The 21,429-nt window shown below is 63.4% G+C and carries 24 protein-coding genes and 6 pseudogenes; 16 read left to right on the top strand and 14 right to left on the bottom strand.

Going from position 1 to position 21,429, the window contains the following annotated elements; all coding sequences use genetic code 11:
• Window positions 1-98 precede the first annotated feature (98 nt).
• Window positions 99-1,565, bottom strand: a pseudogene (locus tag G7047_RS30855) (IS91-like element ISPps1 family transposase); the annotation flags it as partial.
• 574 nt (window positions 1,566-2,139) lie between these two features.
• Here G7047_RS30855 and G7047_RS30850 point away from each other — a divergent pair.
• Complete coding sequence (locus tag G7047_RS30850) at window positions 2,140-2,457, top strand: hypothetical protein (RefSeq protein ID WP_166312495.1); 318 nt, start codon at window positions 2,140-2,142, stop codon at window positions 2,455-2,457.
• 407 nt (window positions 2,458-2,864) lie between these two features.
• Here the strand turns inward: G7047_RS30850 and G7047_RS30845 are convergent, their stop codons facing one another.
• From G7047_RS30845 to G7047_RS30825, 5 genes are all read right to left on the bottom strand, one after another.
• Complete coding sequence (locus G7047_RS30845; protein WP_034372897.1) at window positions 2,865-3,218, bottom strand: hypothetical protein; 354 nt, start codon at window positions 3,216-3,218, stop codon at window positions 2,865-2,867.
• Window positions 3,219-3,427: 209 nt separating this feature from the next.
• Entirely contained in the window at window positions 3,428-4,648 is a 1,221-nt protein-coding gene (locus G7047_RS30840; protein WP_034372894.1) for a replication initiation protein, read from the bottom strand.
• A gap of 247 nt (window positions 4,649-4,895) precedes the next feature.
• Window positions 4,896-5,204 (bottom strand): ParC family partition-associated protein, encoded by a 309-nt coding sequence (gene parC, locus G7047_RS30835; RefSeq protein ID WP_049285568.1) that lies wholly within the window; start codon window positions 5,202-5,204, stop codon window positions 4,896-4,898.
• A 147-nt stretch (window positions 5,205-5,351) separates the two neighbouring features.
• The gene (locus tag G7047_RS30830; protein WP_049285569.1) at window positions 5,352-5,675 is read right to left on the bottom strand and encodes a hypothetical protein; all 324 of its coding nucleotides are present in this window, start codon (window positions 5,673-5,675) and stop codon (window positions 5,352-5,354) included.
• A complete protein-coding gene (locus G7047_RS30825; RefSeq protein ID WP_013124616.1) occupies window positions 5,672-6,298 on the bottom strand; it encodes a ParA family protein in 627 nt (208 codons plus the stop codon). Before G7047_RS30825 ends, G7047_RS30830 begins: the two co-directional genes overlap by 4 nt.
• Window positions 6,299-6,496: 198 nt before the next feature.
• Here G7047_RS30825 and G7047_RS30820 point away from each other — a divergent pair, with 198 nt between their 5' ends.
• The 6 genes from G7047_RS30820 (at window position 6,497) to G7047_RS30795 (ending at window position 9,105) form a co-directional block, all read left to right on the top strand.
• Window positions 6,497-7,051: a hypothetical protein gene (locus tag G7047_RS30820; RefSeq protein WP_013124615.1), complete on the top strand. Its 555-nt coding sequence runs from the start codon at window positions 6,497-6,499 to the stop codon at window positions 7,049-7,051.
• A 1-nt stretch (window position 7,052) separates the two neighbouring features.
• Entirely contained in the window at window positions 7,053-7,256 is a 204-nt protein-coding gene (locus G7047_RS30815; protein ID WP_013124614.1) for a hypothetical protein, read from the top strand.
• Window positions 7,257-7,288: 32 nt separating this feature from the next.
• Window positions 7,289-7,858, top strand: coding sequence for an HAD family hydrolase (locus G7047_RS30810; protein ID WP_013124613.1), 570 nt, complete (start codon window positions 7,289-7,291; stop codon window positions 7,856-7,858).
• Window positions 7,855-8,394, top strand: coding sequence for a 3'-5' exonuclease (locus G7047_RS30805; RefSeq protein ID WP_049285570.1), 540 nt, complete (start codon window positions 7,855-7,857; stop codon window positions 8,392-8,394). The genes G7047_RS30810 and G7047_RS30805 overlap by 4 nt, the downstream gene beginning before the upstream one ends.
• 128 nt (window positions 8,395-8,522) lie before the next feature.
• Window positions 8,523-8,804, top strand: coding sequence for a type II toxin-antitoxin system RelB/DinJ family antitoxin (locus G7047_RS30800; protein WP_013124611.1), 282 nt, complete (start codon window positions 8,523-8,525; stop codon window positions 8,802-8,804).
• On the top strand, window positions 8,776-9,105 hold the full coding sequence (locus tag G7047_RS30795; RefSeq protein ID WP_049285571.1) for a type II toxin-antitoxin system YafQ family toxin: 330 nt from the start codon (window positions 8,776-8,778) through the stop codon (window positions 9,103-9,105). The genes G7047_RS30800 and G7047_RS30795 overlap by 29 nt, the downstream gene beginning before the upstream one ends.
• A gap of 112 nt (window positions 9,106-9,217) precedes the next feature.
• On the opposite strand, the pseudogene G7047_RS30790 reads toward G7047_RS30795, so the two are convergent.
• A pseudogene (locus G7047_RS30790) lies at window positions 9,218-11,050 on the bottom strand (TrlF family AAA-like ATPase); the annotation flags it as partial.
• Window positions 11,051-11,108: 58 nt separating this feature from the next.
• Between G7047_RS30790 and G7047_RS30785 the strand changes: the two are divergent.
• From G7047_RS30785 to G7047_RS30755, 9 genes and pseudogenes are all read left to right on the top strand, one after another.
• Window positions 11,109-11,546: a transposase gene (locus G7047_RS30785; protein WP_240939635.1), complete on the top strand. Its 438-nt coding sequence runs from the start codon at window positions 11,109-11,111 to the stop codon at window positions 11,544-11,546.
• 125 nt (window positions 11,547-11,671) lie between these two features.
• Complete coding sequence (locus G7047_RS30780) at window positions 11,672-12,220, top strand: DDE-type integrase/transposase/recombinase (protein ID WP_166312493.1); 549 nt, start codon at window positions 11,672-11,674, stop codon at window positions 12,218-12,220.
• Complete coding sequence (locus G7047_RS30775; protein WP_240939634.1) at window positions 12,217-12,729, top strand: transposase; 513 nt, start codon at window positions 12,217-12,219, stop codon at window positions 12,727-12,729. Before G7047_RS30780 ends, G7047_RS30775 begins: the two co-directional genes overlap by 4 nt.
• The gene (gene tnpB / locus G7047_RS30770) at window positions 12,693-13,064 is read left to right on the top strand and encodes an IS66 family insertion sequence element accessory protein TnpB (RefSeq protein WP_153046133.1); all 372 of its coding nucleotides are present in this window, start codon (window positions 12,693-12,695) and stop codon (window positions 13,062-13,064) included. Before G7047_RS30775 ends, tnpB begins: the two co-directional genes overlap by 37 nt.
• A gap of 4 nt (window positions 13,065-13,068) precedes the next feature.
• Window positions 13,069-14,058, top strand: a pseudogene (locus G7047_RS31380) (transposase); the annotation flags it as partial.
• 241 nt (window positions 14,059-14,299) lie between these two features.
• Window positions 14,300-14,593: pseudogene (locus G7047_RS31375) on the top strand (transposase); the annotation flags it as partial.
• A gap of 12 nt (window positions 14,594-14,605) precedes the next feature.
• On the top strand, window positions 14,606-14,815 hold the full coding sequence (locus G7047_RS31310; protein ID WP_371813917.1) for a transposase domain-containing protein: 210 nt from the start codon (window positions 14,606-14,608) through the stop codon (window positions 14,813-14,815).
• Window positions 14,736-15,260 carry an integrase core domain-containing protein gene (locus G7047_RS30760; RefSeq protein WP_166312206.1) on the top strand — a complete coding sequence of 175 codons (525 nt, stop codon included), beginning with the start codon at window positions 14,736-14,738 and terminating at the stop codon, window positions 15,258-15,260. Before G7047_RS31310 ends, G7047_RS30760 begins: the two co-directional genes overlap by 80 nt.
• A gap of 27 nt (window positions 15,261-15,287) precedes the next feature.
• Window positions 15,288-15,691 (top strand): annotated as a pseudogene (locus G7047_RS30755) (FTR1 family protein); the annotation flags it as partial.
• Between the two features lie 87 nt (window positions 15,692-15,778).
• Here the strand turns inward: G7047_RS30755 and G7047_RS30750 are convergent.
• The 7 genes and pseudogenes from G7047_RS30750 to G7047_RS30720 all read right to left on the bottom strand — a co-directional run bounded on the left by G7047_RS30750 (window position 15,779) and on the right by G7047_RS30720 (window position 21,420).
• Window positions 15,779-16,393, bottom strand: coding sequence for a recombinase family protein (locus tag G7047_RS30750; RefSeq protein WP_005303904.1), 615 nt, complete (start codon window positions 16,391-16,393; stop codon window positions 15,779-15,781).
• 60 nt (window positions 16,394-16,453) lie between these two features.
• A pseudogene (locus tag G7047_RS30745) lies at window positions 16,454-17,670 on the bottom strand (TniQ family protein).
• On the bottom strand, window positions 17,667-18,575 hold the full coding sequence (locus G7047_RS30740; protein WP_027011230.1) for a TniB family NTP-binding protein: 909 nt from the start codon (window positions 18,573-18,575) through the stop codon (window positions 17,667-17,669). Before G7047_RS30740 ends, G7047_RS30745 begins: the two are co-directional and overlap by 4 nt.
• A 2-nt stretch (window positions 18,576-18,577) precedes the next feature.
• A complete protein-coding gene (locus tag G7047_RS30735; protein ID WP_031255935.1) occupies window positions 18,578-20,260 on the bottom strand; it encodes a Mu transposase C-terminal domain-containing protein in 1,683 nt (560 codons plus the stop codon).
• 182 nt (window positions 20,261-20,442) lie between these two features.
• Window positions 20,443-20,865 carry an antitoxin MazE-like protein gene (locus G7047_RS30730; protein WP_166312484.1) on the bottom strand — a complete coding sequence of 141 codons (423 nt, stop codon included), beginning with the start codon at window positions 20,863-20,865 and terminating at the stop codon, window positions 20,443-20,445.
• Window positions 20,862-21,182 carry a BrnA antitoxin family protein gene (locus tag G7047_RS30725; protein ID WP_045286807.1) on the bottom strand — a complete coding sequence of 107 codons (321 nt, stop codon included), beginning with the start codon at window positions 21,180-21,182 and terminating at the stop codon, window positions 20,862-20,864. Before G7047_RS30725 ends, G7047_RS30730 begins: the two co-directional genes overlap by 4 nt.
• The gene (locus G7047_RS30720) at window positions 21,142-21,420 is read right to left on the bottom strand and encodes a BrnT family toxin (RefSeq protein ID WP_015060221.1); all 279 of its coding nucleotides are present in this window, start codon (window positions 21,418-21,420) and stop codon (window positions 21,142-21,144) included. Before G7047_RS30720 ends, G7047_RS30725 begins: the two co-directional genes overlap by 41 nt.
• Between the last annotated feature and the right edge of the window lie 9 nt (window positions 21,421-21,429).

The following is a 21,429-nucleotide window of genomic DNA, read 5'->3' as shown; positions in this document are numbered from 1 at the left end:
GGCCACCATACCCGTTTACAAAGCGAACAGGAAAGTCAATGAAATCAACGGTCTACCCAGACCACCCCCGCGCCAGTGCTAGCTTTGCGTACCGTCACTTATTGCACTGAAAACGAGGAGACCCCGTCTACCTCGTCGGGTTGAGCTGCCAGATCCCAATCCGGCTCGCCTTGCGCACCATCATCCACCGGCGCGTCGCAGCCCTCCCACAGCGGTGGCCCGCGTGCCGGGGTGATGTGCGGGGGGGCAGACTCCACCCCGATGTGGTTCAGGATGTGGCGGATTTCGGCGCTGTGGGTGATGAAGGCAATGATGCGCATCTGCCCACCGCACATGGGGCACAGCAGCGGAAATGCCTCGTAGATGCGGGCAATCAGCACCGCCCACAAGTAATGCGCCGCTCGCTTCGGGCGTGCTTCAGGTTCGGGTGTGGGTGTGGCCGCGTTGCCCGGCGCCGCCACCCCAGGTACGCCCGCGCCAGGTTGTGCAGTCTCCACCGTGGCTGGTTGCGACGCAGCAGGCTGAGCCAGCGCCGTTACCGCCGCTCTCAGCGGCGAGTTTGGTGCCAGCACACCAAAGTAGCGGTGCCGGTGGGTGCGTGGCGGGGGAACCAGCGCGGCGATGCGGTCGATCAGTTCCAGCGGTGTGAGGTGCAGCTCATCTGCCTTGGCACCACGCTTGTCACTGGTGGGCTCGCTGCGCTGTTTGGCACAGCGGTACACCAGTTTGCTTCCCTCTTTGCGTAGGCGCTCCATGGAAAACGGTGGACGCGCGCAATAGCGCAGCAGCCGCTCCAGCGCAGCGCGGTCGTGGGCTTCGATGCACACCCCCGCATCCACCGAGAAGCCGCTGTGTTTGTAGCCCAGCATGTCTTTGGCGTCACAGTTCTCCAGCAGGCCCCGAGCAACGAAGGCGCGCAGGATGCGTTTTTGCAGTGTGGTCTGCACTGGGGCCACGGTAGCCGCATCGATGCCGGTGGCCGCGTGAAAGATGACACCCGGCGATGAGATTCGAGGGGTCGCATCAGCATCGCCCTCGCCCTCCACTTCCTCAAACACCCCGTCCACCACACAAACGTGGAAGTGGACGTGTTCATTGAGGCTGGAGCCGAATCGGTGAATGAAGGCGATGGCACCGATGTGCAGGCCTGCCTTGTCCATATGGGCCGCACCGGGGCTGTGGGTCTGCAGAGTTTGTGCGATCACCCGCAGAAAGATGCGCAGCACCATGCTCAGCACCGCTCCGTCGCGTTGCATGAAGTACCGCAACCTCTTGGGCACGGAGAGCACCCACTGGCGCACCGGCAGGCGGGGGAAGACGTGGTCGCTCAGGTGTGCCGCTGTCTCCACCATGCGCCGGGTGGTGCACGAGGGGCAGACTCCCCGGCCTTTGCAGGAGAAGGCTACAAAGTAGTCGTGCCCACAGTCGCCGCAGCGAGCGCGGGCAAAGCCATGGGCAAAGATGCCGCACTCAAGATACTTGGCAAACGCTTTGCGCACGAAGGGCTTGGGGGTGTGGTGGTCGCCCTGGCCGTCGAACTGACCCGCGCTGACCAACTCTAGCAGGCCGTTGAAAAAATCCCCCGTCGACGCTGGCCTCGGCCAGTATGATCTGAAACGATCGGCGAACGACGCGGACGAGGACGATGAGAGGCAACCAAGACTTCCAGGGGGCGATGTTGGGGACGTCTCAGAAAACGGAAAATAAAGTACGTTAAGCCATTGGCATGGCCACCGCTCTCGCAAACGATCATTTTCAAGAAGCCACCGTGAGAATGCGGGCCGCGCCAGTGCTGGCCTTGTCCGTCCCGTTCTCGAAAACCGCTCTCGAATCGAGCCGCCGAGACTGCCGAGTTTCGAGAACAGCCGAAACGCCGCTTCCAGCGGCAGACGCCACACGCAAAGCCGCGCCGTTGCTGGATCGAGCATTCCTTAGCGTGCTTTAAATTCCGTTTTCTGAATCGACCCCCTTTTCAGCGCCGCCGCATAAATAGGTGTGAGGCAACTTGCCCAGAAAGGAGGTGAATTTCATGCGCATCATCGTCATCGCACACAACGGCTACCCGTTCCGCAACAACGAGCACGCTGTGCTGATCGCCACAGGCATCACACACCACATCGTCTTGCTCAAGGACTGACCGTGACCCCGCCCCAGCCCGCAAGCTGGGGCTTCCGGGGCGGCCATCGAGCCGCCCTACTCGTCGGCCGTCAGCGGGCAGTGCGCGACCCTCGGGCAGCGGCTGGCCAGCGCACAGGCCTCGGCGAGCACAACCGGCTCGGCATCGTCTTGGCCGATCCCGCTCACCCATTCGATCCGCTGGAGCACGGGCACAGAGCGCCGCAGCTCGGCGCAGTGGTACGGGGTGGTTTTGGTAGTTTGCATGGGAGTCGATCTCCGGTGATGAACAAGCCACCATCCTTGCGTCACGACTTCCCCAGCGCCACACAAGCCGCTTGATTCGCTCGATTTATGTATATATATACCTACCTATATACATACGGTTTTCAAGTGGAAGCCGGGTCAAGGGCGTGACCGGAAGCCGCACGCGGAGCACAGGGCGCAGCCCGAGCACCGAACGGGTGAGGATCACGGCGCAGCGCACCCTTGATGCGGCTGGAACGACCAGAGCCTCACGTCAGAGGGGGATGTCAAGGGCAAAGCCCGCCCACATTCCCCCGCGACGTGTGGGGCAAGACCCCACGCGGGAAGCCGAAACCGAAGGGGTTTCGGTCGCCGGGACGGCGAAAGCGGCAGGCCGACCGACAGGGAGGGAAGATCGAAGCCCGCAGGGGTCGAGACTCGGCACGAGGCTCGATGCGAAGCACGAGAGCCCGGTCGATGCGCAGCAGCGAGCCGCCCGAATTTCACTGCGGCCGAACTGGACGACGCTGGCCAGCCACACCGGCACCGGACGAAAGCAGCTTGACGGCCTTCACGAAGTCGATGCCCAACAGGTGCATCACGAGGTCGATGCCGCCACCTCCACCCTTCCCTGCGCGCACGTCAAACCACTTGAGGCCCGTCACCAGAACTTCCCAAGCAAAGCCCGAGGGCGACGACAAAAACAGCCGCACCGTCCGCTTGTCCTTCTCCGGCACGAAGTCAGGATCGCGACGCCAGAACAACTGACCATCATCGCGCAGCTTGTCGAGCACCTGCGACAGCGGCATCTCTCGCACCCATGCGAGCGTTTCATCGTCAAAAGACCGTCGAGCCATACGCTACATCCTCCGAACTCCATTCAACCGACACGGCCGCCACGCCGAAAAGTGACAGGGGGGCCGCGCTGACGCGCGGCGAAACACCCTCCGGGCTTCGCCCTGCGCGCGGGATGATGGATAAGTCCTGCGGACTTACCCACAACCCACTTGCGGCTACTCGCGTTTGAAAAACGCTGGGGCTACTCAAAACCAAAACCAGCTCCATCTCAGCCATCCAGCACAGGCACGACACCCGGCCCAGCAGGAAACAGCTCAAGGGACACCGAAGCAGCACCCGGAACCCCGGCCCCCTGCGGGGCGGCAGTTACCTGATGTGCACCATGTTTAACATCCTCGGCCTTGCCCGAAGCGCCCCCCAAAATCGCCACGGCGACGGGCTTGAGCACTTCTTCGAGCACATGCTTGTAGGTGGCCACCGTCTGCCTTGTGAGGCCCGCCACGCGGCCGATAGCGGCTTGCGTGAGGGCTTCGCCCTTCTGTTGCAGCAGGCGGCACGCGGCGCGCACCTTGGACTCGGTGGCCTTGTGGCGCACGTCGTGGGTGCGGGCGGCGGCGAGGCGCTGCCGCTCGATCAGCGGCAAGTCCTTGTCGAGCTGCATCACGCCCCGGTGGCACCGGCCGCAGCCGGTGTAGCGATCCCACGTCCAGCGGGCGACCGACTTCACCGTGGCCTTGAGTGAGGACTGGGCCAGGTTGTCCATGAAGCCCAGCTTCTGGAAGCTGTTGCGGTTGTGCGCATAGGCTTCGAGCAGCCGCGTGAAGGTGGCAAAAGAGCCGCGCTCGCGCTCACGGTTCACGATGGAATAGGCGTAGTGGCGCAGGTGCTCGAAGAGGATGCAGTGCCGGGAATGGCTCACCTCGTCGAACTGCGGCCCCTTCCCCCACGGGCTGGACACAGCCAAGTCCACGTAGTCGGCCAACTCCCCCAGCTCGTAGACGTGGGCGTGCAGCTCGTGCGTCAGCCACCAAGGATGGCCGGGCGTCTTGGCCACGGGGCCGCTGTGGAAGTCGGTGTCGGCATCGAGCCGGGCAGCGAAGGCCTCGTAGACGGCCTTCATGTACGCGATGGGCTTGCTGCGGGCGGCCTCGGTCGTGCAGACCGGGGGAATCGCGTAGTAGAGGTGGCTGTGGCCGCTTTGGCGGTTGCGGACGATCAGATTGGGAGCAGGAAGCCCAGCGTCCTCCCAGATCATCGCCTTGGTGTGGTCGAGGTCGAAGATCAGCCAGCTCACAAAGCCGGGCCGATTGACCTGCATGTAGGGGTAGCGAATGGCGTATTCGCGCGGCCGGACGCGGGTGGCCGTCTTGTCGTCAGAGCAACGCGGCAGATAGGGCGCTTCCGTGAGCACGCGATTGAGCGCGGTGCCCGACTGGAAAAAGCGATCTGCGGTCTGGTTGTCTCGTGTCTGTGCCGTTGTACCTGCCATAACCCCTCTTCACACGTCCCGTAGGGGCGTGCGCACGCTTGCGCGCAGGGCTTAAGACACGTACAATCAAAGCATAGTCAATCGCTTCATTGCGTTTCTACAGAACTCATCCGCCAAGATGAATCCTGTACGTGTCTGGGCACCCTGCCCGGTTTCTCTGTCAAGGCCCGCTCGCCAAAGCGGGCTTTGTCGTTTCTGACTCTCCAGTTTTCTGCTGTCTGGTCAGCTCTCTCCTTCTTCATCACGATCACTCTGCGTCCAACATGGCCGGGGCTTGCTTGTAGCCTCGAACCATCGTCTTGGGCACCCAGTGCTCCGTATTCACATCAAACTTCATGATCCCGTAGGACTGCAACACGCTTGCAGCTCCATCGAGACTCTGGAAGTACCGAAGGCCGCCACGGGCAGCACCCAGCACTCGCTCATTCATTCCGGCCCGCACCACGATCAAGAGGCCCTTGTCACCGGGTTCCACTCGGGCGGCGGAAACCGACCCAGCGGCGATGAGTTCCTTCAAGACCTTTGGCGCGACCACACTAGCAGTTGTCGTCAGCATCGTTTATACCTTATTCCGCGCCCAATCGCAACAATATCATGTTTCGTTGCGCTTGTCGCTGCATGGTGTTGGTGTCGCCACTTGTATGGACTATAGTCCATACTGGAAATCAGTATATATATACATAGATAGGTATATACATACCTATCAGCGCTTGAGGAAGGCTTCGAGCGCCTCGACCACGAGGTCTTTCTCGGTGACGCGCGTGCCCTTCTCTTCTGAGCGCTTGAGCGCTTCGCGGCGCAGGCGATCAGCCAGTTCCTCGGGGAAGTTGAAGATTTTTTGCACCCGTGCGCGGCCGTAGCGCTGCGTTTCCTCGGCAGCGGGCGGCGTGGCGGCCGGTGGCGTGGTCACGGCCGCAGGTGCCACCAGCGGCTTTTCGGCCTTGTCCGCCTCCCCGCCTTCAAGGAAGGCGGTCGGGTCTTTGGGCGGCTTGAACTGCGCCGTGTTGGGCTTGCCCTTCATGCTCATGCCATCACCTCCTTGAAGAAGGCTTCCATCTCGGCAATGGCGGCTTGATCGCGGCCCAGCTCCTGAACGCTCGCGCCTTCGCCGATGGCGCGGCGGAAAGCCACCCGCTCGCACACCTTGGTCGGCAGCACGGTCAGCTTCTGCTCGGCCAAGAATTCCAGCATTTCGGCCGCATCCTTGGTGCGCGGATCGACACGGGTCAGCAGCACGCGCACATCCAGCTCGGGGTTGTAGTCGCGGGCCAGCTCGACCACTTCCAGCAAGTCGGTCATGGCGGCAGCGTCCAGATTGCTCGCGCCAATCGGGATCACGGCACGCTGGGCCAGCAGCAGCGCGGAGCGCAGACCAACCGAATCACGGCCACCGGCATCAACGACGACATGCTCGAAGCCGCTGGCCAACTGCTTGCCTTCGGCCAAGATCGCCTTACCAGCGAGGCAGGTGGTGGTGGGCGACGGGTCGTATTGCGTCTCACGACGCCAAGCAGCCCAGCTCGCGGCCGAGGCCTGCGGGTCGCCGTCGATCAGGAGGGTCTTGCCCTGCCGGGCCAGCATCACTGCCAAATGCACAGCGGTCGTGGTCTTGCCGACGCCGCCCTTGGTGTTCACACACGCGAAGATCATGGGGTGCTCCTATAGATATATATACATACCGACGCAGCAGCAAAGCGGCTGACCATCGACCTGCCGGGTTCCTCCCCGGCGCTGGGACTCGGTAAGTATATATATACCTACCGACCACAAGCGAATGGTAGCAGACTTTCGCGCTTTTGCGTATAGTTCTACACATACGCAACCAACTAAAAGAAGAGAACGCAGCCCATGCAGTTCAAGACCGTCCGCCACCGTGACCAAGATGGCAACTACCACGAGGGAAAAACCGTGCAGTGCCTGCGCCGCGTGCGCGAGGTAACGCCAGATTTCCCGGAGGGCAAGAACGTGCAGCGCGTGGTGGCCAAGTTCGACCGCGCAGCCCGCGAGCTGCCCGCCGAAGTGGCCGCCGTCCTCACTCCGGCCGAACAGGACGAATGGAAAGAGTGGCGCGTCAAGCAAGACGAAGAGCACTTGAAGTCGGTAGCCCAGTACGAACTCGACACGCTCGCCGAACGCTTGGGCGTCATCCGCACCGGCATCCAAAAGGGCTATGCCGCCACCGACAACAAGAACGCCGTCGCGATCCGCAACGGAACCAGAGCCGTCTTGCGCCTGCTGGCCGACCTGATGCCCGAGCCGGTGAAGGGGCGTCCAGTCATCGAGGAAGAGTACGAGCCGCTGATGCTGCCCAACTTCGCCACGCCCGGCACGCCGGAATTCGATTCCTACCAGCGGCTGCTCGAAGAGCACGAGCGCCGCAAAGCTCAAGACCAAGGAGGCTGACATGCGCTTTTGGACATTCGACCCCAACACCTGCCGCTTCGAGCGGGCGAGCAAGCAAGCCGCTTTACACGCCGCCGACGTGGCCGTGGTCAACGACGACACCGACGTGCAGGTCATCAGCGATCACCAGCCGCCCAAGCGCTGGCCCAGTGGCGAGCCGCTGGTGGTGGCTGGCGTCGAGTTCGAGCGCGAGCTGTTCGAGTAGGTATGTAGGTATATAGGTAGGTATATATATACATGAAGCCAACAAGAGCCATTGTCTTTGACGCCTTCGGCACCCTGATCCGCTACACCACGCGCCCTGCACCCTACGGGCATCTGGTGGACGCGGCCGGGCGGCCGGTGGATCGGATCGCCTGCCTCACGCGCGACGTGCCACTGGCGACCCTCGCCGTCGAGCTGGGCGTGGAAAGCAGCTTGGACATCATGGAAGCCGACTTGGCCGAAGAGCTGTCCGGCCTGCGCCTGTTCCCCGAGGTGGCCGACGTTCTCGTCAAGGCACGGGCAGCAGGGCTGCGCTTGGCGGTGTGCTCGAACCTTGCCTATGAGTACGGCCCGGCCGTGCGCGGCCTCTTGCCAGAGCTGGACGCCTACGTGCTGTCGTATGAGGTCGGGGTAGCCAAGCCACACCCGACGATGTACCGGCTCGCGTGCGCCGAGCTGGGCTGCGCACCGGCTGAGACGGTTTTCGTAGGCGACAGCAAGCGGTGCGACTTCGACGGGCCGCAGGCCTTCGGGATGCAGGCGCGCTGGCTGGATCGCAGGGGAGGGCAGTCGCTGGTCGATGCCCTCGCGGGGATTCTGTGACCCCGGTGGTGCTCGTCATTGACCTTGAGGCCACCTGCGACGATGCCGATGGCCTCCCGGCGAGCGATATGGAGATCATCGAGATCGGCGCGGTTTGGGCTACGGTTGAGGGCAGCGTGCTCGACACGTTTCAGGCGCTGGTGCGCCCCGTGGTACGCCCTCAGCTCACTCCGTTCTGTCGGCAGCTCACCAACATCCAGCAGGCCGACGTGGACGGTGCCGAGTTGTTCCCAGCGGTCGCGGCACGGCTGGCCAGCTTCGCCCAACGCCATCAGGCACCGGGCGCAACGTGGGGGAGCTGGGGCCAATTCGACGCCAAGCAGCTTGCGCGTGACTGCGAGCGACACGGCATCGAAAGCCCGCTCGCAGCGTTCGAGCATGTGAACCTCAAGCGCCGGTTTGCTAAGGGCCGCAAGATCAAGGAAGTGGGGATGGCCCGCGCGTTGCAGATGGTGGGCCTGCCTCTCGATGGCTCGCACCATCGCGGCCTCGACGATGCCCGCAACATCGCCAAGCTCCTGCCGCGGTCGCTGTAGGTAGGTATATATATACCTACCTATATACATACCTAGAGACGGGGCACCGGGGGGGGAGGGGTGTCGCCTTGCGATTGTGCGCGGCGTGCGATACAATGCATCTCAATCAGTCGCAACAGGAGGCCGTCATGGCTGCTACCACCACTATGGTTCACGTTCGTGTGGACGAGAACGTCAAGGCGCAGGCTGCGGAAACGCTGGCCTCGATGGGCCTGACCGTCTCCGATGCGATCCGCGTGTTCCTGACCCGTGTTGTCGCCGACAAGGAACTGCCGTTCGCGCTCAAGGCACCGAACGCCACCAGCCGCGTCGCCATCGCCGAGGCCAACGAGATCATCAAGAGCCGTCGCGCTCGCTTCGCAACTGCCGACGCCTTGCTGAATGACCTCGAAGAAGCCAGCCGCAAGTAAGCGGGCAAACCTGCCCCGAGCGTCGGACTACACCAAGGACTTCCTCAAGGACTGGCGGCGCCTGTCTCATTCCGGCCGGTACGACATGAACCGGCTGAAAGAGGCCATGACGCTGCTGATCGCCAACGACGGGCCGCTGCCGCCTGAATGGCTCGATCACGCCCTGACGGGCGACTGGGCAGGCCATCGTGAGTGCCACGTCGGCGGCGACTTCCTCCTGATCTACACGCTCGACGACTCGGGCAAGAGCGGCTTGGTCGTTTTCGTGCGCAGCGGGACGCACTCCGAGCTGTTCTCGTAGCCCGGAAAGAAAGCCGCCTCGCAGAGCGAGGCGGTGAAAGACTGCGGGCTGTCAGGGAGGAAAACGCCGCTACAAGGCAGTCTCCTTGATTATCAGCGCGTAGGGCAGGGCATCAGAACTCGTACTTCTCTTTGCGCTGGATGAAGGCGTCGCGCCCGCCTTCCAGAATGCTGGCCACCTGATCCCGAATCACGGGAACGTCAATCGAGCCTTGCGCTTCCAGCCCGAGACGCCCTTGGTTTTCAGCGGCCGTGAACACGCCAATCCACTCGGCATCACCGAACACCGGAATGTTCGCGTTGTGTGTAGCGAACAAGAACTGCCGACTGGTCTTTGCCTCCCTCAACTCGGCGACGATCCGATCTGCGATGAAGGCATTGTCAAGGTTGTCCTCCGGCTGATCCATGAGAAGGGGATCAACGTTCTCAAGCAGTAGCATGTGCAGGATTGCAGTGCACTGCTGACCCGTGGAGAGCTTGTTGAGCGGCCGGAATACCGGATCGGCTTGGCCGTGAGCGACATTCAAAAATATGTCCGCTCGATGCTCCAGCTCCAAGGCCTCCAGCTCCATAAGCTGAGACGACTGGAGCTTGGTGAGTGCGTCGGCCACCATCTGCGTGACGCCCCAATCGAGTTGCACGTCGGCAGCCCCTTTCTGAATCGACTGGGCCAGCGACAGTGGGCTGATCGTCTCAGCTTCCTCAATGAACGCAAGCCGCTTTTCGCCAACACCGTCCAGCTTGCAACCCAGCAGGAAGGTCATCAAGGGCGTGCGGTCAGCCTCCGGCACGATCTCCACCTTGAGCTTGCCCTCAAGTCGCCTGTTCAGCTTCTTCGCGGCCTTCTGCAACGCCTGTATGCGTTGCGCACGCAAATCTGACAGCTCGGCCAACAGGTTGCGCCGTTCCTGACGCAAGGTGTCGCGCTGGGACTCGTGCGTAGTCGCCCGCGACTTCATGGGCTTGATGCGCTCGATCTCCCCCATCAACTTCTGATAGGCAACACCGACCTCCTGCCCGCTCTTTCCAGCAGTGGCGGGTAACGTGCGCAGCGCCTTCTCTAACTCGACATCGTGCGCCTGAATCGCCTGCTGCCATGCGTCATGCTGGGTGGTGAACTGTCCCGCCTTGTCATCAAGCAAGGCCTGCATCGCGGTCAGATGGCCGGTGAACCCCTGCTTGAGTCCATCCAGCGTCGTGCGCATGGCGAGCAACTGGGCAGCGTCAGGCAAGCCCTCAAGCGCCTCATCGTTGATGAAGTCAAGGTCAGGCAAGCTGTCACGCAGGTCTGTAAGTGCGTCGCGAAAGCTCTGTACGCCCTCGGTCGCGGTCTTGGCAATCTCTCGCTCGCGCGCGAGCAATGAGGTCTTGGCCAGCTTCTCCTTGATCCCCAGCTCATCAAAACCGCGAAGCTGCTCTTCCAGCTTGGGCAAGCGCTCAACCTGTGCATTCAGCTCGTCGAGATCGGTCAGGGACTTCGTGAGCTTCTGCTGGTTGTCCTTCAAGCGCCTATGCACGTCGGCGCTCTTGGACTCGTACTGTCCGTCTTGAGGAAGGAAGCGATCCAGCAACTGCACCCGGCTGGTTTCATCTTGGGCCAGCTCGTAAATCTCGTTCTGCCCATAAATGTCGATGCCCGGCAGCAAGTCGCGCGGAAGCAGGGTGGAGACATTGCCATCCATGTCGCGCACCATCGGCGGCTCGCCATGACGGCGCGAGATGGTGTACTGCTTGCCGTTCTGGGCAGAGGACACTACTGTCAGCTCAACCCGTCCGGCCGAGCGACCAAGGTTCTCCTTGATGATCTCTTGGTGGAGCTTCTGGGCCTGCTTGCCTTTGGGTGGCAAGTCCAAGGCGAAGCGCAGGCATTCGAGCAAGGTTGACTTACCCGTTCCACGGCCGCCAATCACCGTGTTGAGGTGGTCGGAAAAGTCCACCCTGCCCCCCGTGCCAATATGACCTGCTGCACCTACCCCCGAGAGTTCAGTGAGCAAAGAGGTAGGTATGACAGTCCAGCAGCAACCCAAGGCACCGATGTCCGCAGCCAAGAGCATGTCCGATCCGGGCGCCGATTCCGAGGTCGTCGCCCACGCGCAGCGCCGGCACTTCTCGCCCGCGCAAAAGCGTCGCATTCTGGAGGAGGCCGACCGCTGCACCCAGCCCGGCGAAGTCGGCGCCCTCATGCGCCGCGAAGGGATCTATTCGTCTTCGCTGAGCACCTGGCGGCGTCAGCGGGAACAGGCCGATCTTGCGGCACTGGCGCCGCAAAAGCGGGGCCCCAAGACCGATCCTCACCGGGCGGAGAGCCTGCACATTGCCCAGCTGACCCGCGAGCGCGACAGCCTCAAGAGCCGTCTCGACAAGGCGCTGCTGGTCATTGATGTCCAAAAAAAACTGGCCGCCTTGCTGGGCACTCCGATCGACAGCACCGAGCTGTCGTGATGGCCGCCGTGCAGGAACTCACCCCGGTGCTGGGCGCAGGCGCCGCCTGCCGGGCGCTGTGCCTGCCGCGTGGCGCCTCGGCCCGCCATCGCGCCAGGATGCATCGCCTGGCGCTGGTCGGACCCATGCCTGCCCGGACACCTCGCCCCCGGCCCCCGCTGGCGTTCGATGACCAGGAAAACCAGGCCTTGCTGGCGGTGCTCAACAGCGAACGCTTCGCTGACACGGCCCCGGCGGCCGTGCATGCCACGCTGCTCGACGAGGGGCGCTACCTGGGTTCGGTGCGCACCATGTACCGGCTGCTGACCGCCAGCGGGGCCACCCGTGAGCGCCGCAACCAACTCACCCATCCGGCCTACAGCAAGCCTGAGTTGCTCGCGCAGGCGCCCAATCAGGTCTGGTCGTGGGACATCACCAAGCTCAAGGGCCCGGCCAAGTGGACCTGCTTCCACCTGTACGTCATCCTCGACATCTTCAGCCGCCATGTCGTGGGCTGGCTCATCGCCGAGCGCGAGAGTGCCGAGCTGGCCCAGCAACTCATCGCCGATACCGTCTCGCGCCACGACGTCCAGGCCGGCATGCTCACCCTGCATGCCGATCGGGGCGCGGCCATGCGCTCCAAGCCGGTGGCGGCCTTGCTGGTCGATCGTGAGCGACCAGCCATGCCCCCTTGAAGGAGCTGGATAGCTCCGAGACGATGGTGTCCAGCAATGTGAATTGGTGGACAGCAATGGAACACAAGGACAAGACTCGGCGAGTGCACGACGCCGAGTTCAAGGCGAAGGTGCTGGGCGAATGCCGACAGCCTGGAGCGTCGATCGCGGCAGTGGCGCTCAGGCATGGGCTGAACGCGAACGTGGTGCGTCAGTGGCTGGCGGGTCGGGGAGTCAAGCGGGCAGGCCTGCTGGGATCTGGGTGTGAGGTGCCGGCGGCGGCGTCAGCACCCATGGCCTCGGGCAACCCGGCGCCGGTGGTCGATGCCCAGTTCGTAGCGCTGGCCTTGCCAGCACCGGACAGGCCGCGGCCGAGCGCCGAAGGCCCTGGCATGGCGAACCCGAGCACGCCAGACATTCACATCGAGTGGCGCAGCGGCGCGGCCCGGCTGACGGTGAGCTGGCCGGCAGCGCAGGCCCAGGCGTGTGCGGCGTGGTTGTGCGAACTGGCCGCTGGGGTGACGAAGTGATCCGCATCGACGCGCTGTGGGCGTGCACGGCGCCAGTGGACATGCGAGCCGGGGCGGACCGGCTGCTGGCGTGTGTGGTGCAGACGCTGGGGGCGGCGCAGGCCCACCACGGCTACCTGTTCGCGAATGCGCGTGCCACACGCGTGAAGCTGATCGTCCATGACGGCTGGGGGGTGTGGTGCGCAGCCCGGCGACTCAACGCGGGGCACTTCGTGTGGCCGCGGGGGTTGGAGTCGAGCACCCCGCTGGCCCTGACGCAGGAGCAATTCGATGCGCTGATCGTGGGGCTGCCGTGGCAGCGACTGCACGAGCGGCGGGTGATCACCCGGGTGTGAGCGGATGCCGGAGGCGCAATTGCTGAAGTTGCCGATGGCGGGGCTGGCCTCGTGCGGGCAGCATGGGCGCATGCATGACATGGACGCGCTCCAGAGCCAGGACCTGAGGGGCCTGACGCCACAGGCCCTGGAGGCCCTGGCGCAGCGCATGCTGGTGCATGTCCAGCAGCAGGCGCGCGAGATTGCCCGGCGCGATGGCGAGATCGTGTGGCGGGACGCGAAGATCGAGAAGATCACGTTCGAGCTGGCGCGGCTCAAGCGCTGGAAGTTCGGCGCGCGCACCGAGGCGATGGATGCGCAGCAGCGACAGCTCTTCCTGGAGACGCTGGTCGAGGACGAGGCGGACCTGCAGGCGCAGCTCGCCGAGTTGCAGGCCCGGCAGTCGCCGCCGCCAGTCACTCCCGAGAAGGCGCCCCAGCCGCCGCGCCGGCAGGCGCTGCCCGAGCACCTGCGCCGGGTGGAGCATCACCACGAGCCGGCCGACACCCACTGCCCGGCGGTGGACTGCGGCGAGCCGATGACCCGGGTGGGCGAGGACGTCAGCGAGCGACTGGACATCGTGCCGGCGGAGTTCTTCGTGCACCGGCACATCCGGGGCAAGTGGGTCTGCCGGTGCTGCCAGCGCCAGGGCGTCGATCGCCTGGTGCAGGAGCCCGCCGAGCCGCAGATCATTGAGCGGGGCATCCCGGCGAGCGGACTGGTGGCGTACACGCTCATCAGCCGGTTCGCCGACCATGTGCCGTACTACCGGCAGGAGGCGATCAATGCCCGCTCGGGCGTGCACACCCCGCGCTCGACGCTGGCCGCGTGGGCCGGTCAGGCGGGCGCGGCGCTGCACCCGCTGTACGAGGCGCTCAAGCGCTTCGTGCTGGGCAGCGCGGTCGTGCAGGCCGACGAGACGACGGTGGACATGCTGGACCCGGGTGCAGGCAAGACCAGGAAAGCGTACGTCTGGGCCTATGCACGCGGGGAATTCGATCCCCGGCCCGGCGTGGTCTACGACTTCTGTCCGGGGCGGGGCAGCAAGTACCCGCTGGCCTTCCTGGGCGGGCTGCCCAGTCCACCCGGCAGCCAGGCCGACCGGCCCGCCGAGAGCCGGGATCCGCCTGGAGCGGCACGCTCGTGTGCGACCGCTACGGCGGCTATGACTCGGTGCTCGACCCAAGGTCTTCCCGCAGCGTGTCTCGGCGGCCTGTGCGGCGCACGCCCGACGCAAGTTCGACGAACTCGCCAAGTCCGGCAAGAGCACCCTGGCCACCCAGGCGATCGTGCGCTTCGCGGCGATCTACCATGCCGAGAAGTCGTTCGCCGGCATGGACGGCCCGACGCGAACGCAGGCCCGTCAACGCATCGCCGCGCCGCTGTGGCAGGAGTTGCACACCTGGCTCAAGCTCGAACGCGGTCGTGTCGCCGATGGCGGCGCCACGGCCAACGCCATCGACTACAGCCTCAACCACTGGCCAGCGTTGACGCGCCACCTGCTCGACGGGGCGGTGCCCGTGGACAACAACCACCTCGAACGCCAGATCAAGCCCTGGGCCATGGGCAGGAAGGCCTGGTTGTTCTGTGGCAGCGAACTCGCCGGCCAGCGTGCGGCCGTGGTCATGAGCCTGGTGCAGTCGGCCAAGCTCAACGGGCTCGAACCCTGGGCCTACCTGCGCGACGTGCTCGATCGGCTGCCCACCCACCTCAACAGCCGCATCGACGACTTGTTGCCTCATCGCTGGCAGCCGCCGCAAATCCCGGATTGATCAGGCTCGCCTGACGGGGGACCGCTGGCCGCTCACGGTCGATCTCGACATCGCCAAGAGCCACAGTCGGCCCCATGTCTCCGACGACAACCCGTACTCGGAGTCGCAGTTCAAAACCATGAAGTACCGCCCGGACTTCCCGGCCCGCTTCGGCTGCATCGAGGATGCTCGCCTGCACTGTCAGGCCTTCTTCGCCTGGTACAACACCGAGCACCGCCACTCAAGCATCGGCTACATGACACCCCAGGCCGTTCACTATGGGCTTGCACCGGCCCTGCGTGAACTCCGCCAGACCGCGCTCGACACCGCGTTCCGGGCCTCTCCCCGGCGCTTCAAGGGCCTTCGCCCAACGCCCGGCAAACTGCCCACTGCGGTCTGGATCAACCCACCCGCGCCGGAGATCGTCACCACGCAAACGCCATCACCCTGCACAGTCAATTCATGATCCCGGGTGCAGCATATTCATTGACACGTTCCGCGTGAGGTGTTCGAGACGGTGCTGTTCTACGCAGCGCTCTGGACAGAAGGAAATGGCTGGCCCTGCTGGCGGGCTTGGGCACTGGCATGGGAATCCTGGCCCTGCTGGCAGTCGTGCTGCTGCGCACCAGTGCGCGCCTGCCGATTGGCCAGTTCTTCGCTGCCAGCTCACTGCTGGTAGCCATACTTGCCGTGGTCTTGGCAGGCAAGGGCATCGCAGGTCTGCAAGAAGCAGGGTTATTGCATACCAGCCCAATATCGATCCCACGCATTGATCTGCTGGGCATCTATCCGTCGTGGCAAACACTCTCAGCGCAATTCGCTGTGTTATTCATCATTGTGGTGGTTTTTACGATCAATTCGCGGTCATCGCGTCAAATGGCAGTACAAAAAAGCTGATTTGACGGCGTGAATAGGTGAATTGATGCCGCGATGAGCGCCGTCATCCTCGAATCCGTGCTGACCATGTAGAGGCCAGTTTTTCTTTTACATCTTGGACAGCAGTCGTATTCCATCTGCGCGCAATTCCCCCTTGGGAGAAATATGCCGGTACAAGGTCTGTCGCGTGATGCCGAGCTCTTGGCACAGGTCGCCGACCTTAGTTTCAGTCTGCCCCATTGCCGCCATCGCCAGGCGCAGCTTGGCGGCGGTCATCTTGAAAGGCCGACCACCTTTCCTACCGCGCGCCCGCGCCGAGGCCAAGCCCGCTACTGTGCGCTCTGCGATCAGCTCGCGCTCGAATTCGGCCAGTGCGGCGAAGATGCCGAAGACCAGTTTGCCAGCAGCGGTCGTCGTGTCGATGGCCGCACCGTGGCCGCTCAGCACCTTGAGACCGACGCCACGCCCAGTCAGATCGTGCACGGTGTTGATCAGGTGCCGAAGGTCGCGCCCGAGCCGGTCGAGCTTCCATACGACCAAGGTATCCCCTGAACGCAACGCCTTCAAACAGCTCGCCAAGCCGGGACGATCCTCGCGCTTGCCGGATGCCTGGTCTTCGTAAAGATGCGCCGGGTCGACATCGGCGGCGATCAGCGCGTCGCGCTGCAAGTCAGTGGCCTGGGAGCCATCCGCCTTCGATACCCGCATGTAGCCGATTAGCATGTCATACCTGTCACATATACGTTCGATTATGTGACAGTATGCGCCGGAAAGTTCTAACCGTCAAAAGTTGTCACTTAACCCGTCATTCTGTCTAAGACATGCAAAGGGCCATTAGGCTCGTAATGTGACAAAAATTCCGGGGGGATGCCTTCCTTTGCAAAGGTGGTGCGCAACTGTTCCAGGGAAGCGGGATCGCGCCGACCATAGGAAGCCAACGCGAACAGCGAGCGTGCCGTCTCGGGGTCGTGCCGCGCTTCAATGATCGCCTCACTGATAGCTTGGACCGCCCGTTGCCAGTGATTGACGGGTTCGGGCTTCGGCGCTTTCGCCGGCAGACCACTGGTGAACCCGGTTTGGGGCTCGGACCAGAACAGCTTTGCATGCTCGCCTGGCGGGCTGATATCCCTCACCTCGATCAAGCTGATTGCCGTTGCCGCCGCCTCCAGCATCTGCAACCGTATTGCCGGGTTCAGGGTTTCATACGGTCGCCACAGACTTTGCCCAGCACGCAGCAGATGCCCGCAGCCTTGCCAGACTTGGCGAAGATACCCCGCGTAGGTTCCGCACGCCGAAAGCGGGGTGTTCAGCTCATCGAGCAGCGTGCGTAGCAGTCGAAACCACAAACCAGCGTGGATGCGTCGGCGCGGCAGTTCCACATGGCCGGTCGTCAGTGCCTGCCAGGTACGCCGGTCCATCACTGCAATCGCGTCGCTGGCGGTGCGCGACGCAGTGTCGGCGTTCTCCCAGCCGAGAAACCGCCCAGGCACGCCCCAATAGGATTCCAGCCAGCAGCCATGCAGCGGGCAGCTCAGCATCAGGGGCAGCTTCCATGCAAGCAGTACGGCGTGGTTTGCCGGGTCGTTCAGACAGAGCGGACAGGCGCGATGTATCGGCTGGCTGGGCAGCCAGGCACGCCAGCTCGTGATGGATCGCGTCCTACGGCGGAGTTTCGGCAGCAGCACCGAGAGCTGGAACGCATAGGTTTCCAATGCGTCTGGAATCTGATCATCAAGGCTGTCCAGTAGCCAAGGCACCCAGCCGGCGAAACTCATGCAACGCAGCCGGTCCGGCTCGATGCCGCTCCGCTGGGAGAGCATCGCCAACAGCGCCAGTGGTGGCGCGGTATCCAGGTCATCAACCTGAGCGTGACCAAGATCGTGCTCCAGCAGCTCGGACACCTCCATGTGATAGCAAAGGGCCACGCGGTTGAGCCACGAAGACAAGGCTTCGCCTTCTCTGGGGGCCGGATGCAGTGGCCAGCGTGGCGCTGGCTTCACATCAGTTCCCGCTCGAATTGCCGCCGCCGCTCGCTGGGGCCGGTGTAGTCGGCCATGCTGAGCGTGCGGTGGTTGATCGCTTCCTCTCCGCTCTCCACGGCGACGATGGCCGCCGCCATCAGCAAGTGCGCCAGTTCGCCTATGGTGCCCTCGCTGCGTGTGAGCAGGTAGCGGGCCATGTCCAGCGTGGCAATCGACGAGGGTCGCCGCAGTGGAAGCGAAGCGGCGAAACTGGCCAGCAGTGAGCAGCAATCGTGATTGGCCTCCCATACCGGCAGCATCATCGGCTCGAAGCGATTTTCCAACTGGTCATCGGAGCGGATGGCCAGGTAGGCGTCGCGCGTGCCGACCCCGACCAGTGGGATGCGCAGTTCATTGCCGAGGAAGCGCAGGAGATTGAGGAATTCCCGGCGATTGACGCTGTTACCGGCCAAGACGTTGTGCAACTCGTCGATCACCAGCATGCGCACGCCGACCTTGCGCAGCAGTGCCAGCGCCAGTTGTTCCATTTCTGGCAGCCGTGGGCGCGGTCGCAATGGCGCACCCATCGCCGCGAGCAGCGCGACGTAGAAGCGGATTACCGACGGTTCGGATGGCATCTGCACGACCAGTACCGGAATGTGCTCCTGGTCGGCGTCGGCTCTGGCCGGATGCGTGCGCCGGAACTTCTCGACGATCATCGACTTGCCGTTGTTGGTCGGGCCTACCAGCAGCAGGTTGGGCATGCGTTGCTTGTTTGGCCACGCATACAGGGTTTCCAGCCGGTTCAGCGCCTCGACTGCTCGCGGATAGCCGATCCAGCGGTCGGCGCGAAGGCGATGGATGCGTTCGTCCGCCGGGAGACGGGCCAAGCCCTGGGCCGCCGGCAGCAGGTGGGACAAGTCGATGATGGGATATTCTTCCACGGCTACCACTCCTCAATCTGGTCGAACGGTTTGGCCGGCAACTGGTTGTCTGCCTGCTGCCCATCCATGTCAGCGCCCGGTGGTGGCGTGGTTTTGACAGGCGGTGCCGTTGCCTTGAGATGCTGGCGTCGATCCGCGTCGCGCCGCGCCTTGCGCGTAGCCTTCTGCGCGGTGGTAACGATTTCGCGCATCTGGCCGATCATGCGGAACAACGCCGACTCATCCACCTGTTCGCGCCCTTGCTGCCGCAATTTCGCCAGCGCCTGTCGTTGTTCCCAGAGGGTGACAGCCGGGTGCGACAAGGTACGGTAGGGAATTTCCAGGTAGTGCTGCCCCTCTGGTTCCAGCACCCATATGCGGCTGATGTCGCGCGGGTCGCGCCGGATCAGGAACGCAGGCAAGCGGTCCCGCCGAGCTATCCACGGCTTGAGCGCATCGGCGTAGTAGTGGATGTGGTCGATGACGAAGCCGGTGCGGGTCAGCGTGCGGCGGATGATGGGCAGAAAATCGACCAGAAAAGCCGTAGCGCGAGTGATGACGGTTGGCACGCCGGTCCGCGTGATAGCTTCGGCCCAGCGCGCGGCCGGCGGTTGGAGCAGGCCGTTGTGCACAGAGCCGTGATAGGTGCCGACCGCCAATGTGAGCCAGCGCTCCAGCTCGCGCAGTGTCAGGGCGGCCATCTTCTCGGAGGCGTATTCCCCGCGCTGGTCAGGATTGGAGAAGGTCGTCCCCGGCAATTCGTCGTGGATCATCTGCATCGCCGTGCCGATGATCCGTTCCACGATACCGCCGTAGTGCGGCTGCCCGAGCGGGCGATAGTCCAACCGGATGCCATGCTGCTCGCAGCCACGGCGCAGCGCCTCGCTCTTGAACTCAGCCGCGTTGTCCAAGTAGAGCAGTCTGGGCTTGCCGCTCATCGGCCAATCCATCTCTACGTTCAACCCTTCCAACCAAGGGCGCTTGTCGCAGGCGGCATGCACCAAGCACAAGCCGACCGAGACGGCGGACGGGGCTTCCAGCGTAACGACCATGCCAACCACGCAGCGGGTGAATACGTCGATGGCGAGGGTCAGGTACGGACGGCCAATCGGTTGCCGGTCGCGCTCGTCCACCACGATCAGGTCGATGACTGTGTGGTCGATCTGCACCTGCTCCAGCGGCGCGGAGACGGGTGGCGGAACACCACCAACACCTTGCAGGTCGCGGGCGGCATCTTGTCCTTCCCGGCGGTGAGTGACCTCGCGCGGATCGAGGCCGGCGATCCGCAGTGCCACCGTGTTGCGCGCCGGCACCCGCAGCTTTTGCAGCTTGCACGCCCGCACAACTTCGCGGTGGAACGCCGCCAAGCTACGCTTCTGCTTGGTCAGGAAGCGCTTTTGCAGTAACTCGCGGATGATTCGTTCGACCGACTCCGGCAAGCGGCCTTTACCTTTGCCACCGCTCGACTGCCCAAGAGCCAAGTCAGTGACCAGCCCCGAACCTAGCCGGGCACGGCGGATCAGGACGTAGACCTGCCGCCGGGACAGCCCCAATGCCTGGGCTGCCGCGTCGGCCGCTTCATGCCCAACCGTCTCCGACTGCGCCAACGGCCCAATGATCTCCGCACGACGACGCGCACGCTCCCATGCCTGTTCTGGCAGGGTGGCCACGCCGTGCTCGGTAATCGGTGCGGTATCGGTCGCCATGCTCACCTCGCTTTGGTGCACACGAGTATTGAGCATAGACGAGTTTTGTGCAGAGGAATCCTGATATCGGGTTATCAGGAGCCGTATGCACAACAGGCTTCAAACCGCGCTGAATGGTGCAGTCGTCTTCTGAAAATGACAGAACACTTGCCGGGTTACGATGAAACACCAACAAATGCCGCTCACTGCCTGCCCTGCCACGCCTTCACGGCCTCGGCCTGCGCCTGTGCCGCATATCCTTCATCGAGACTGCCGAAGGTGTCCGCCGCTACCTCGTCCATTAGGGTCTGCAAGGCCGTGTCGACACTATCCGCTTGCGCAACAAGTTGGGCCTGTCGGCGGGCTTCCATCGCTGCCTCGGCGGCTTGCAAGTCCTCTCGGTCTTGCAGTTCCTCCACGATGTTTTCGCGCCAAGTCGCATCACTGCCCGCCTCGTTGCATAGCTCGCTGAGACGCTGCGCGGCATCCTCTGAACGAGCAAAAAGCCGCGCACATCGCAGGATGCGGGCGGCTTCTTCCGGGTTGCCTCTGGCTTGGTCGAACAAGAGCATTTCGCCCACGGCGGCGAGGGCTTCAAGCTCAAGCTGCTTGTCGTCGCCGCTCATTTCGCGTGCGCCTTGTGCGCCTCAACGTAGGAGCGCAAAACAGCATTCATGCGCGACTGATAACGCTTGCCGGTGTGCTTGAAGAACTCCAACACTTCGGCATCAATGCGCAGCGTGATTTGCTTCTTGGTGTGGGGCAATTGCTCCGCTGCCTTCATCCAGACAGCATCAGGCAGATAGGGTGCATCGCTATAGTCGATCTGCTCATCCGGCATCGAGGCCACGGCATCCAGTCGCGCCTTCTGCTCGGCGCTCAACTGTGGCGGCTTCTTGAGGTCAAGAGTTCGCTTCACGATATTGCTTTCTTTCGTCGGCATTTGCTTTCCTCGCAGAGATAAGGCGGATGGTTTCCTCGTGTCGGACGGTGTAGACCACATACAGGACAGCCGAGTAGGCAAGCCCAATCGTTGCCCAACGATCTTCCCCGTAGTCCTCGCGTCCGTCGTAGGCTTCAACCCGCCCGGAGTCGTAAAAAACAAGCTCGGCATCCTCGAAGGAAACGCCGTGCTTTTTCAGGTTTCGTGCCGCTTTATCGGCGTCCCATTCAAGTTCCATTGTGTTCTT

It is taken from the genome of Diaphorobacter sp. HDW4A (genome assembly GCF_011305995.1).
In the GTDB taxonomy this organism is placed as follows: domain Bacteria; phylum Pseudomonadota; class Gammaproteobacteria; order Burkholderiales; family Burkholderiaceae_C; genus Diaphorobacter_A.
The sequence above is the reverse complement of the archived record's forward strand: the minus strand, read 5'-3'. Positions and strand labels throughout refer to the sequence as shown.